The sequence below is a fragment of the Ensifer sp. Root31 genome, from assembly GCF_001424825.1.
Lineage (GTDB): Bacteria > Pseudomonadota > Alphaproteobacteria > Rhizobiales > Rhizobiaceae > Ensifer > Ensifer canadensis.
This window is the reverse complement of the sequence record NZ_LMCO01000018.1, coordinates 60,405-73,252: the sequence shown is the minus strand read 5'-3', so window position 1 is coordinate 73,252 and position 12,848 is coordinate 60,405. Positions and strand designations below refer to the sequence as shown.

The following is a 12,848-nucleotide window of genomic DNA, read 5'->3' as shown; positions in this document are numbered from 1 at the left end:
CTCAGCCTGTGTAGGCCGCGACCACTTGCTGCAAACGCGTCGGTCCGAAGCTTGCGAAATGGCCACCATGCACGATGCGGACGGGCAAATCCGCCACACGCGCCAGCGAGGCGCGATAGGCCGCCCTGTCGGAGTGGAACGTGTCGTCAATAAGGTCGCCGTCATAGACAATGTCCCCGGCGATCAGCGTGCCGGTCGCCCGCTCGAACAGCGCGATGCCGCCCGGCGAATGGCCGGGCGTGTGGATGACCTCGAAGCGCCGGTCGCCGATATCGACCACGTCGCCGTCCTCGACAAAGCCAGTCGCCGGGCACGGTTTGACGCGATAGGCGGCGCTTTCCCAGCCTTCCGGCGGGGCGATGAACATGTCCTCGTTCGCATAGCCGGCGGCGAGCGTCCATTCCGGCCGGGGATCGACGAAAATCTCCGCTTCGGCCGGATGGGCAAGGTGGATGTCGAATTCGTGGGTGCTGCCGATATGGTCGAAATGGGCATGGCTCGATACACAGACGATCGGCCGCCCGCGGAGCAGCGGCACATGCGCCCGCAGGCCGAAATGGCCAAGGCCGGTATCGACGAGGAGATCGCGTTCCGCCCCGCGCACGAACCACATGTTACAGCGGAAGAAGGGATGGATCCAGGGTTCGTGGATCAGGAAGACATCGTCGGCGAAGGGCACGACCTCGTACCAGTCCTCGGCGCGGATATTGGCGGAAGGGCTTGAACGGTTCGGTGTCATCGGCGGGGCCTCATGGGAAAGGGAAACCGAGCTTGCGCACCGCCCAAAGATCGGACGGCGCGCAAGGCGGGGGAGGAAACAGGGCGTGGCGCCGGAGCGCCACGATATCTTTGGCGATGGCTAAAGCGCCCAGACACCCGACAGGTCGTGCATATTGACGCCGCGCAAGGATGGCTCCAGCCCACCGAACTTGCCGGTGACGGCCTGCAGGCTGTCGCGGAAACCCCAGACGATCCAGCCGGCCTTGTCGTGCACGAGCTGCTGGAAGTCATTGAGATACTGGCGCGCCTTTTCGCTGTCGCCGGTGGAGGAAGCCAGCTTGAACAGTTCGGCCGCCTTCTCGTCCTTCCAGTGGGATTCGTTGTAGGGCGAATCCGGCAGCAGCGAATAGCCCGCGGTCACCGACAGCGGGTTGGGGCCGAACATGTCTTGGCTGAACTCGACCTTCAGGTATTTCTGGTCGTAGAAGCTGGAAAGGTCGGCCGAGGCCGCCAGCTTGATGGTGACGCCGACCTTTTTGGCCTGCTGGGCGAGAACCTGCGCCGCCGCGGAGTTCCACGGGGCTTCGGGGCTGGGATGCAGTTCGATCTCAAGGCCTTCCTGGCCGGCTTCCTTGAGCAGGAATTTCGCCTTGTCCGGATCATAGGCCCGCTGTGGGATGCCGGCATTGTAGTAGGGATCCTGCGCCCAGCCGAGATCGTTGCCGATCCGCCCGCGCCCGGCATAGACGTTGCGCAAGAGCTGTTCGCGATCGACCATCAGCTTGAACGCTTCGAGCACGCGCGGATCTTTGAACGGCGGCTGATCCACCCGCATGGTGAAGGGCTCGAAGGAGGCACCGGCTGCCGAAAGCAGCTTGATGTCCTCGCGTCCCTCGATGGTTCTCGCCTGCGTGAAGGCGAGGTTCGGCATGGCGTCGATCTGGCCGCTCATCAGCGCGTTCATCCGCGCCGTGGTCGCGTCGGCAAAGCCGATCACCTCGATGCGGTCGAGATAGGGTTTTCCGTCGAGCCAGTAGTTCGGGTTGCGCTCGGCGATGAATTTTTGGTCCTCGAAAGAGACGAACTTAAACGGCCCAGAGCCGACAGGCTTCTTCGGATCAAAGCCGGTGGGAACGATGGACAGGGACGGATGGAAGAAGGCCTGCTTGAAGAAAGAATAGGGATACTTGAGGCGCAGACGCGCCGTATGCTTGCCGTCCTTTTCGATGCCCTTGGGATCGAGGGCTTCGAGGTTGCGCGCAGCCAGGGACCCGGTCGTCGTCATGGCGCGCGTGATGGAGAAGATGACGTCATCGATCGTCACCGCCTTGCCGTCGTGGAAGGTCACGCCATCGCGGATGCGGATGGTCCAGACCTGCGCCGTGGCGTCAGGCTCGAAGACCTCCGCGAGCGAATCGTAGGGTTTTCCGGTCGCATCCTCCTTGACGAGCGAATCGTACATCGCCCGGCACATCATGGCGGCGAAGCCGGAGAAGGCGAGCGCGGGGTCCATATTGTCCTTGGAACTCGCGTCCTCCGCGCCGACCCGGAAGGTGCCACCCCGTTTCGGGATGGCATTGTCGGTCGCGTAAGCGCTCCGCAGGAGGGAGGGGCCGGCGAGCACCGTGGCGGCGGCAATGCCCCCACCGAGGAGGACGTTGCGTCGTGTAACCATTGCGGGCATGAGCAAAGTAGGTTTCATCACCGGCTCCTTCGGCCTTGGAGTGATCAGGAATTTTGCAGGTTCAGTTGGCAGCATCCGCCATGGCGCTGAGCCGCGGCGACACGTAGAGCGGCGTCGTGCGTCCCGAGGCGTTCATGTGGACCTTCTCGTTGAAGACGAAGCCCGGCGCGTTGTCGTAGGAGAACGCCGCCACCATGCGGTCGCGCGTGCCGTTGGACGGCGCGACCCGGTGCAGTGACTGGTCGCCGTAGAAGAGCACGAGCGTACCGGCATCCTGGGACACGGAGATCACCTCCTCCGACGTGCCGCGCAGCACCGCCTCGACACGATCCAGGCCCGGATTTGCCTTGTCCCGGGTATGCGGCACGAACTCGAATTCGCCGCCCGATTCCGGGCGTTGCAACAAGAGCGTGACCACCCAGTCATTGCCGTCGAAGTGCCAATCGTGGGTCTGGCCGTTGTTCATCATGATGACGGCGAGCGACAGGAACGGATCGACGATGTGGTGGACGCTCTGGTCCAGGATTTCCGCGAAGAACGGCGGCAGGCCGCCCCATTCGTAGATCTTGCGCAGCTCGCTCTCGCCATCGAAAATATCGGCCGACAGCATGCGCTGGATCAGCGGCTGCGGCTTGCGGAACGGATGGTCGGCCGGCAGCAACGGGTCGAGCGTTTCCTGCGGATAGATGAAGCGCAGGAGGTCGCGGGCATAGGCCTTGCTCTTGAGGCTTTCCACCTCGGCGACGCAGGTCGCCAAGCCCTTCTCGGTCAAGAAGCCCGGAAAGCTGGCAAGGCCGCTTTCACGCAGTGAGGCCTTGGCATTCTCGATCAATTCACGGCGCTTCGGGCTCGCCAGATCGTCGATCGGGTAGCGCTCGAGGTCGACCAGATGGCTGACGTCGGGGGCTTGCATCGTGCTCATTTATTCACTCCTCATTTGGCTGGTTAGCTCCACCAGAGCCGCGGCGTGCTCTGGAGTAGATTCTGTGTGTAGGCGTCTTGCGGGGCATCGAGCACGGCATCGCTGGGCCCCTCTTCCACGAGCACCCCGGATTTGACGACGGCGACCCGGTCGGCGATGGCGCGCACGACGGCGAGGTTGTGCGTGATGAAGACGATGGTGGTGCCGGACTGCCGGTGCAGCGTCTTCAGAAGCTGGACGATCGACGCCTGAACGGAGACATCGAGCGCGCTGGTGATCTCGTCGCAGATCAGGATTTCCGGGTCTGCTGCGATCGCACGCGCGATCGCCACGCGCTGGCGCTCGCCGCCGCTGAGCTGCTGCGGGTAGCGGTCGTGAAGGCGCGGGTTGAGGGCCACCATCGACAACAGGTCGGCCACCGATTGGCGCGGCGCCCTGCCCTTTTCTGTGAAGGCCGCGATGGATTGCGCGATCAGCTCATGCACCGTGCGGCGCGGGTTCAGCGAACTGTAGGGGTTTTGGAAAATGTACTGCACCGCGCGCCGCTGCTCCGTGCTGCGCCGGCGGGTGCCAAAGGGAAGCGTCTCGCCGTGCAGCTGGAGGCTGCCCTTCGCGTCTGTGTGCAGGCCGCCGAGACATTTGGCGAGCGTCGTCTTGCCGCTGCCGGATTCGCCGACGATGGCGGTGCACAGGCCCTGCCGTATCTCCAGGTCGAGGCCCTTGAGGATGCGGACAGTGCCGTAGCCGGCATCGAGCCCCGATACGCCGAGCAGCACGGGCTTTTCCGCCCTTTCCGCCGCCGCTTCGATGTCCGGCACCCGGAACGGAACGGTATCATCCGTCGTCTGCCGGCGCAGGCACGCCACCTTGTGCCCATCCGAATGGAGCCGCAGCAGCGGCGGCTCCGAGCGGCGACAGCTGTCCAGCACGTCCGGGCAGCGCGATGCGAAGACGCAGCCGCCGTCCCGGCTCGCCACCGAGGGGGCATGGCCGGCGATGCCGCGCAGCTTGCGACGGACCAGCGGATCGGGGATCGCCGAGATCAGCAGCCGCGTATAGGGATGTTCCGGGGAGCGCAGCGTGAGATGGGTCGGCCCGGATTCGACGATGCGGCCGAGATACATGACGGCCACGCTGTCGGCGAGATCGTTCACGACGGCGAGATCATGGCTGACATAGACCGCCGCCGTGCCGTAGCGCGCGCACAGATCCCGGACCGTCGCCAGCACATGGGCCTGTGTGGTGACGTCGAGCCCTGTCGTCGGCTCGTCGAGGACGACGACAGCCGGCCGGCCGATGAAGGCCATGGCAAGGCCGACGCGCTGCTGCTGGCCGCCGGAAAGCTGATGCGGAAAGCGCCTGAGGAATTCGAGCGTCGCCGGAAGGGCGACATCCGCGAGCGCCTGCGCCATCCGGCCGGTCGCCTCAGGGTCTTTTCCATCCTTGTTGAGTGCCTCCAGCATCTGCGCCCCGATCCGCATGGCGGGGTTCAGCGAGGCACCGGGATCCTGCGGCACGTAGGAAATGAGGCGTCCGCGCTGGCGGCGGATCTCCTGCCAGGGGAGCGGCAGGAGATCGACGCCGCGGATGCGGACCGAGCCCGCGGTGATGGCCGTGCCGATCTTGGCATAGCCGAGCAGCGCCAGCGCCGCCGTGGTCTTGCCGGAGCCGGACTCCCCGACGAGGCCCATGATCTCGCCCGGCCGCAGGCTGAAATTGACTTCGGCAACGATATTGATCTTCGAGCCGACGACATCGACCCGCAACCCCTCGACCTGAAGGGCCACTTGCGTCTCGCCCGCCGGCGCGCTGAGGTGGTTCGGCGCAACGTTCATCACTCACCCCCGGAGGTAATGCTGCGGCTCACGCCGGCGGTTTTCTGGCTGAAGGCGTCGGTGAAGAGGTTCGCGCCGATCGTCGCGATGCAGATCGCCGCCACCGGCAAGAGGACCGGCCAGGGTTGCAGCAGCAGGCCCGGCTGGTTCTCGTTGATCATCAGGCCCCAGTCGGCGGCCGGCGGCTGGACGCCGAGGCCGATGAAGCTGAGCGATGCGACGATGCCGATCGACCAGGTTGCCCGCAGGCCCAGTTCGAGCGCGACGAGGCCGGCAAGATTGGGCAGCAGTTCGCGCAGCATCACGCCAAAGCGGCTGGCGCCGATCATCTCCGCATAGACGACGAATTCGCGCTCCGAGAGCTGCAATGCCGAGGCATAGATAACGCGCGCCGTGCGCGGCACATGCGAGAGCGCCACCACGATGCAGACGAGCGGCAGCGAGGTGCCGATCATCGAGGCGACGAGCAGCGTGAGGACGAGGGCTGGAAAGCACAAGAGCACATCCAGCGCCCGCATGACGATCGAACCGACCGTGCCCTTCATATAGGCCGCGACCAGCCCGAGCGCCGTGCCGAGCCCGACGCCGAGAAGGGCCGAGATGGCCGCCAGCACCATGATGGCGCGCCCACCGTGCAGGAACCGGCTCAGCGTGTCGTGCCCCAGATAATCCGTGCCGAACAGGGCGTCCGGTCCGGGTGGATCGAAGGGTATTCCCACAAGGTCTTCGGGATCGACCGAGGTCAGCCAGGGTCCTAGGATCGCGAGCAGCACGACCGATCCGAGCAGGATTGCGCCGATGCGGCCCTTGGGTGTGCGGAGCGTCGAAAGAAAGATGCCGGCGGGCTTTTTCCTGACGACGGGTGCGGGATGGTCTTCGTGGGCTTGCAGGACAGTCATGCCGTCACCTTTGTGCGCAGACGCGGAGTGAGGGCGACGACGACGAGGTCGGCCAGGATGTTCACTCCGATATAGATTATTGCGAGAACCAGCGTCGTTGCCTGCACCACGACCAGATCGCGGTTACGCACGGCTTCCACCAGGGCGCTTCCCAGTCCCGGGAACTGGAACACTGTCTCGACGATGATGGCGCCGCCCGCCATGTAGACCAGCGTGACGGCAAAGACCTGGATGAGCGGACCGGCCGCGTTGGCAAGCGCATGGCGCAGCACCACGCGTCCCTCCGGCACGCCCTTCAGCCGCGCCATGGCCACGAAATCGCTGTCGAGGATCTCGATCATCGACGCGCGGATGGTGAGCGCGATGTAGGGCAGGATCGTCAGCACGAGCGTCAGGATCGGCAGGACAAGCATGTCGAATTGCGCGAAGATCGACTGGTCCGCATTATAGATCGACACGGCCGGGAAAAGCTGGAAGACGGTCGTGCTGAGGACGAGCACGGTCAGCACCGCCAGCGCGAATTCCGGAATGCCGGTGATCACCAGCATGGTGAGGGAAATCGCGTGGTCCGCCGGGCTGTTCCGCCGCACGGCCGCGAAGACGCCGATGGCCGTGCCAAGTGGAAAGCCGATGACGACGGCGAAAGCCATCAGCGTCAGCGTCCTGAGCCCCCGGCTGACCATCAGGTCGCCCGCCGGTTCCCCACTGACGACCGACACCCCGAAATCGCCCGTCGCCAGATCGCCGATCCAGGCGAGGTAGCGCAGCGCCGCCGGCTGGTCGAGATGATGCTCGGCCCGGAAGGCGGCAAGCGATTCCGGCGTCGCGGTCTTGCCAAGGACGGCAACGGCGGCATCCCCCGGCAGCGCGATCGTCGCCAAGTAAATGATCAGGGACACGAGCATGAGCGTCACCGCGCCGCTGCCCAAGCGTCCCACCAGCATTTTCAACATCTCAAAACCCTCCCGTCAGGCGGTCGGGAAAGCGGCCGCGCCGGATGCAGCCGCCGCAGGGCTGGCCGCAAGGCGCTGATACCCCGTCGAAGGGACAGGCCGCCGCCTTTGCGATCACCGTCACAATTGCGCTCGCCGCCTCGGCGGCTTCGCCACGCTCGTTCAGACCGTACTGTGCTGGAATCTGTCTATCGTCATTCATGGCGCGCGTTCCCCTGCTTATTTCGCCACTTCATATACGAAACGATATATGAAGCTGCTCGTGGTCAAGAGGCTGAAAGGCCGCTTGCCGAAAAAACTTTAACGATATAAACATTAGAGCTACGAAATAGAAAAAACACAAGGGCGGTGGCGCGGAAAAATCCTGTAACGGGGCAAGCGGGGCCGAATTGCGCGAGGAGGTTTGACAGATAGCCCGTCGCAATCTTTGGCTGACGAAACAGCGAAACCGTTGTCCGCCCGAGGGATCGCGTACTAACGTGGTGGTTGGCCGAAAGCAGGGTGAGGAACACAGATGGACAAGAAGACGAAGCCCCCGACCATTGCGGACGTCGCGGCCCTGGCCGGCGTTTCCGCGCAAACAGTCTCCAACTTCTTGACCGGACGTTTCAAGCCACGAGGCCAGAACCTTCAACGCCTCGAGGCCGCCATCAGCGAACTTGGCTATCGGCCGAGCGCCGCCGCGCGCGCGCTTCGGCTAAAGCAATCGGGCATGATCGCGATGCTGCTGGAAGATGGCGCGGACCTCTCGCAGGAGCGCATGCGGGAAGGTTGGGAACCGCTTCACGGGATGTTCCTCTACGGGGCCACCAACAGAGCGCGCGAACTCGGCTACTACGTCACGCCCGTCCTGACCCGGCAGGGAACGGCGGAGATGGAAGCCATACGGTTGGTCCGGGAAGGGCGTGCCGACGCGCTGATCTGCAGCACGGAACTGATGCCCGAAGCGCAGCTGGAACGCCTGCAACGCATCGCCCGGACCGAGAAGGTTCCCATCGCGCTGCTTCAGGAGAACCGTAAGCGCGATTTCATATGCGGCGTCGCCGCGGCGGACGAGGACGGGGGAGACCAAGCTGCGGCACATCTTGCCGCGCTCGGCCATAGGCGCGTCGCCATTATGACCGTGAAGCCGAGCTGGCCCGGCCCTGTCCGCAGGCGCGCCGGTTTCGAGGCGGCGGCTGCGAGATTGGGTCTGTCCGTCGAAGTTTGGCAGGCCGAGCACTACACCGTCGAGGCTGTTCGCCAGCGAACAGCACCGGAATTGTTGCGCGAGGACCGGCCGACGGCAGTCTTCGCGGTGAACGACGTGATCGCGGTCGCCCTGATACAGCTGGCGATCGAGCTGCGGCTGGATGTTCCAAACGACCTTTCTGTCTTGGGCTTCAACGATCTCGACGTCGCAGCCTATGTTCGCCCCGCGCTGACGACCCTGCGCACGCCCGGAGCCGCCATGGGCGCGCGCGCGGTCGAAGTGCTTGTCGATGCAATTTCGGGAAAGCCGCTGGCCTCCACGGCGCTGCTGCCGGTCGAATTCGTCCCCCGTGAAAGCACGGGCCCAACATCTCGGGCGTAGCGAGGCCGTGCACCCAAAAGCGACCTCGCCTCTCTCTAATGCCCTCGGGGTTCGCTATCCGGCATGGTGAGCGACTTAATTCGTCCACTTGCCCGCTTCACTGCCTCGCCGATCAAGCGGGCATGACGAGGCAGCACCCAGCTGATCGCGCTCTGAGCGAGCACGAAACGCCCACCGAGCGGAATGGAGCCGCCGTCGACCGGACTGCCCCTCCTCGATGGGGTGGATGACGCGGGCGGGATCTCTTCGCTGTCGGTGCGCACCGCGGCCGGAAGGCTGCGGCTCAAGAGCTTGCCGTCCGACCCGTCGGCATGGTCGGCGTCGCCAGATGGGCTATCGGCCATTGCATCGTTTCGCATTCGGACCGACTGCACCTTTCACGATTATCCGCGAGAACAAATCACCTCGCATTTTATGCGAATGTCGCCGCCTCTTGCCAAGAGGGTTGATCATCTGTATCGTATAGCAATTACAGTAATCGCATACCAATTAAATGGAAACGACATGATGACACTAGTCGAGGAACTGGTCGATCTCGTCGGCAAGGATGCGATCCTCGTCGAAGACGCAGATATGGCGTTTGCTACCGAAGACTGGCGGGGCCGCTACCGGGGAAAGGCCTTGTGCGTCACGCGGCCGGCGACTGCCGATCAGGTCGCCGCCATTGTGGCTTGCTGCCATCGCCATGCGGTTCCGGTCCTGGCGCAGGGCGGCAATACGGGCCTCGTCGGCGGTTCAGTTCCGCCGTCCGACGGCCCTGCGCCCGTCATCGTCAACCTCGAACGCATGCGGCGTATCCGCAAAGTCGATCCGGTCAACAACACCATGGAGATCGAAGCCGGCTGCGTGCTCGCCCATGTGCAGGAGGCCGCACGTGAGGCTGGCCGCTATTATCCCGTCAGCCTCGGCGCTGAAGGCTCCTGCCAGATTGGCGGCACTATCGCCACCAATGCCGGCGGAACATCCGTCCTTCGCTACGGCAATACCCGCGAGAACGTCCTGGGGCTTGAAGCGGTGCTGCCGGATGGCACCATCTGGTCGGACCTGAAGGCACTGCGTAAGAACAACACCGGCTACGATCTCAAGCACCTGTTCATCGGCTCCGAGGGAACGCTCGGCATCGTCACCGCCGCCGTCCTCAAGCTGCATCCCCTGCCCACGCGTCATGCGATGGCCTGGATCGGCCTTTCCGATCCTCAGGCCGCTGTCCGCATGCTGACGCTGATGCAGGAGCGCAACGCCGCGAAGCTTTCCGGCTTCGAGCTGATGAACCACACGCAGCTCGATCTCGTCGTCCGTCATGTGCCGCAGCGCCGCGCGCCGCTCGAGACCGAACACAACTGGCATCTCCTGGTCGAACTGTCCGACACCGGCGGCGAGGAAGATCTCGACGGGGCCTTGCAGTCCGTTCTGGAACGGGCCTTCGAAAGCGGCCTCATCGCCGATGCGGTCATCGCCGCGAGCGACGGCCAGCGCGCCGCTCTCTGGGAGATCCGCCACAGCGTCTCGGAGGCCAACAAGAAGGCTGGCGTCGGCCTGACCACCGATTGCGCCGTCCCGGTTTCGGCCACGGCCGAATTCATCGACCGCACCGGCGCAGCCGTTCGTGCGCTGGCTCCCGAAGCGGCGCTGGTCATCGTCGGCCATATGGGCGATGGCAATGTCCATTTCATTCCGTTCTTTTCGTTCGAGCACTGGAACGCGCTGGAAAAGCGCAACGAGATCGCAACAGCCATTCGTCACGCCATCAATGACGTCGCGCATGCGCTGGGCGGCACGTTCAGCGCCGAGCATGGCGTCGGCCAGGTCTCGCTCAAGGAAATGGATCGCTACAAGACGCCGGCGGACCTGACCCTGATGCGCGCCATCAAATCGGCCATCGATCCCAGGGGATTGTTCAACCCGGGCCGCCTCCTTCCGCCGGCGACATAGACCGGCGGTTCCGCAAGTCCACCCGTATCGGCCAGAGAGCCGGCATCAGCAACGAAACAGTGCAAGAGGAGAACAGGCATGAGCATCTTGAAACAGGGCTGGTCGCGTCGCCAGATCTTGAAAACCACCGCCGTCGCGGGCGCCGCGCTCGCCGCCCCCGCGATCTGGACGCCATCGCGCGCCGAGGGCAAGCGTATCGTCGTGCGCGACGACGGCGGCATCTATACCAAGGCCTACGGCGCCGTTTTCTACCGTCCGTTCCAGGAAGCGACGGGGATCGAGGTGGTCGGCGTGCAGGCCAATGCCGAGCCGACCGCGCAGATCCGCTCCATGGTCGATGCCGGTTCCTACACCTGGGACATGGCAAAGATCAGCCAGCCGGCCATCCTGATGTTGACGACCGGCGACAAGAAATATCTCGAGCCGCACGGCCTCGAAAGCGACCCCGTGGTTGCGACCCTGCCAAAGCAGTACATGTCCGAATACGGTGTCGGCAACAATGTCTACACCACAGTGCTCGCCTATCGCACCGATGCGTTCGAAGGTCGCGAAGCGCCGAAATCCTGGAAGGATTTCTATGATGTTGAGGGTTTCGACGGTCGCCGGGCGCTGCGCAAGCATCCTTTTGACACGATCGAGCAGGCGTTGATGGCCGACGGCATCGCCGCCAAGGACGTCTACCCCTGCGATATCGACCGCGCCTTCAAGACGCTCGACCGCATCAAGCCGAATGTCGAGGTGTTCTGGACGAGCGGCGCACAGGTCGAGCAGATGCTGACCTCCGGCGAAGTCGATCTGATCCCGACCTGGGTCTCCCGAGCCCAGTCTGCACGCACGGCCGGCGCGCCCGTCGAGATCGTCTGGGACCAGAACATCTGGGGCCTCGACAGCTGGTCGATCCTCGCCGGCACGCCGAATGCGGATGCCTGCCGCGAGTTCATCAAGTTCGCCTCCGACGTCAAGCGCCAGGCGGCCCTGATGGAATATTTCGCAGCCGGCGTGACCCAGCCAGAAGTGTTCGACATGATCGACGCGAAGGTCGCCCAGGATTCGCCGACCTATCCCGAACATATCGCACGCGGCATCCAGATCGATGCCAAATATTGGCTCGACAACCAGGCGGCCGTCATCGAGCGCTACAACAGCTGGCTCCTCAGCTGATCGAATGCGGGGCTCGATTGCGAGCGGGCCCCGCCCTTCAAGTTACTACCACCCAACGGGGCCGCCATGTCTTCATCCAGCCTGACCGTGCAGAAGCTCTCCAAACGCTACGGGGAGTTCGTCGCACTCGCCGAGACGGACCTCACCGTCGCCGAGGGCGAATTCCTCACCTTGCTCGGGCCGTCTGGCTCGGGAAAGACGACGCTCCTCAGCCTTGTTGCCGGCCTTGCCCGCCCCGATGGCGGCGCGGTGCTGATCGGCACTGACGAGGTGACCTATAGCGCACCGCATCTGCGCGATATCGGCGTCGTCTTCCAGAACTACGCGCTGTTCCCGCATATGACCATTCTGGAAAACATCGCCTTCCCGCTGAAGATGCGCAAGGTTCAGGCCGAAGAGGCGCGCCGCCGCGCGCAGGAGGCGCTGGAAATGATCCGCCTGCCGCATATCGCACAGCGCTATCCAAAGGAACTTTCCGGCGGCCAGCAGCAGCGCGTGGCGCTCGCCCGCTGCATGGTCTACCGCCCCTCCATCATTCTCATGGACGAACCGCTCGGTGCACTCGACAAGAAGTTGCGCGAACACATGCAGCTCGAGATCAAACGCATTCACCGGGAACTCGGCGCGACGATCGTCTATGTGACCCACGACCAGGAAGAGGCGATGACCATGTCGGATCGCATCTGCCTGATGAACTCTGGCAGGATCGAGCAGCTCGGCACGCCGGGCGATCTCTATTTCCGCCCGCAGACGCTGTTCGTCGCCGATTTCCTCGGCGAGTCCAATCTGTTGCCCGCCAAGGTCGAGGCCATTGCCGGCGACGAGATCGCGCTCGCGATCGGATCGCGCGCCGTAAAGGCCCGCGCCCTTGCCGATGGCAAGGTTTCCACCGGCGATACCATCCACATCATGATCCGCCCGCAGAACCTCTCGATCGAACTGGCCAAGGATGGTGACGACGACAGGCTGGGCGCCACCGTGACAGATGTGATGGTGACCGGAAGCCTGACCAAGGTCTACATGAAAGCTTCCGACGAGGAGCTTCCAGATCTGCTCGCCGCGTTCCCGACCCGCGCCAGCGGCCAGACCTTCCGCATTGGCAATGTGGTCGCCCTCTCCTGGCATGGCACGGACGCCGTGGCGATCACCGGCAACGCGGGAGCATGACC

At 64.2% G+C, this 12,848-nt stretch carries 12 protein-coding genes; 4 read left to right on the top strand and 8 right to left on the bottom strand.

The genetic code is table 11. The features are described 5' to 3' along the window. Nucleotide 1: 1 nt before the first annotated feature. From ASD00_RS18025 to ASD00_RS17995, 7 genes are all read right to left on the bottom strand, one after another. Nucleotides 2–739, bottom strand: coding sequence for an MBL fold metallo-hydrolase (locus tag ASD00_RS18025; RefSeq protein WP_057207873.1), 738 nt, complete (start codon nt 737–739; stop codon nt 2–4). Between the two features lie 120 nt (nt 740–859). Next, a complete protein-coding gene (locus ASD00_RS18020) occupies nt 860–2,422 on the bottom strand; it encodes an ABC transporter substrate-binding protein (RefSeq protein WP_162249736.1) in 1,563 nt (520 codons plus the stop codon). A 43-nt stretch (nt 2,423–2,465) separates the two neighbouring features. Next, entirely contained in the window at nt 2,466–3,326 is an 861-nt protein-coding gene (locus ASD00_RS18015) for a 2OG-Fe(II) oxygenase (protein WP_057207869.1), read from the bottom strand. Nucleotides 3,327–3,349: 23 nt separating this feature from the next. Further along, nucleotides 3,350–5,161: an ABC transporter ATP-binding protein gene (locus ASD00_RS18010; protein WP_057207867.1), complete on the bottom strand. Its 1,812-nt coding sequence runs from the start codon at nt 5,159–5,161 to the stop codon at nt 3,350–3,352. Beyond that, nucleotides 5,161–6,060, bottom strand: coding sequence for an ABC transporter permease (locus tag ASD00_RS18005; protein ID WP_057207865.1), 900 nt, complete (start codon nt 6,058–6,060; stop codon nt 5,161–5,163). The genes ASD00_RS18010 and ASD00_RS18005 overlap by 1 nt, the downstream gene beginning before the upstream one ends. Next, complete coding sequence (locus ASD00_RS18000) at nt 6,057–7,013, bottom strand: ABC transporter permease (protein WP_057207862.1); 957 nt, start codon at nt 7,011–7,013, stop codon at nt 6,057–6,059. Before ASD00_RS18000 ends, ASD00_RS18005 begins: the two co-directional genes overlap by 4 nt. A gap of 1 nt (nt 7,014) precedes the next feature. Next, nucleotides 7,015–7,215, bottom strand: a complete 201-nt coding sequence (locus ASD00_RS17995; protein ID WP_057207860.1) for a hypothetical protein — start codon at nt 7,213–7,215, stop codon at nt 7,015–7,017. A gap of 312 nt (nt 7,216–7,527) precedes the next feature. Between ASD00_RS17995 and ASD00_RS17990 the strand changes: the two genes are divergently transcribed. Continuing rightward, entirely contained in the window at nt 7,528–8,586 is a 1,059-nt protein-coding gene (locus ASD00_RS17990; RefSeq protein WP_057207858.1) for a LacI family DNA-binding transcriptional regulator, read from the top strand. 35 nt (nt 8,587–8,621) lie between these two features. Here ASD00_RS17990 and ASD00_RS17985 read toward each other — a convergent pair whose 3' ends face one another. Beyond that, nucleotides 8,622–8,930 (bottom strand): hypothetical protein, encoded by a 309-nt coding sequence (locus ASD00_RS17985; protein WP_057207856.1) that lies wholly within the window; start codon nt 8,928–8,930, stop codon nt 8,622–8,624. Nucleotides 8,931–9,090: 160 nt separating this feature from the next. On the opposite strand from ASD00_RS17985, the gene ASD00_RS17980 reads away from it, so the two are divergent. The 3 genes from ASD00_RS17980 (at nt 9,091) to ASD00_RS17970 (ending at nt 12,846) form a co-directional block, all read left to right on the top strand. Then, the gene (locus tag ASD00_RS17980) at nt 9,091–10,518 is read left to right on the top strand and encodes an FAD-binding oxidoreductase (protein WP_225906511.1); all 1,428 of its coding nucleotides are present in this window, start codon (nt 9,091–9,093) and stop codon (nt 10,516–10,518) included. Between the two features lie 78 nt (nt 10,519–10,596). After that, nucleotides 10,597–11,679 carry an ABC transporter substrate-binding protein gene (locus ASD00_RS17975; RefSeq protein ID WP_057207854.1) on the top strand — a complete coding sequence of 361 codons (1,083 nt, stop codon included), beginning with the start codon at nt 10,597–10,599 and terminating at the stop codon, nt 11,677–11,679. A gap of 66 nt (nt 11,680–11,745) precedes the next feature. Next, nucleotides 11,746–12,846, top strand: coding sequence for an ABC transporter ATP-binding protein (locus ASD00_RS17970; protein ID WP_057207852.1), 1,101 nt, complete (start codon nt 11,746–11,748; stop codon nt 12,844–12,846). Nucleotides 12,847–12,848 lie beyond the last annotated feature (2 nt).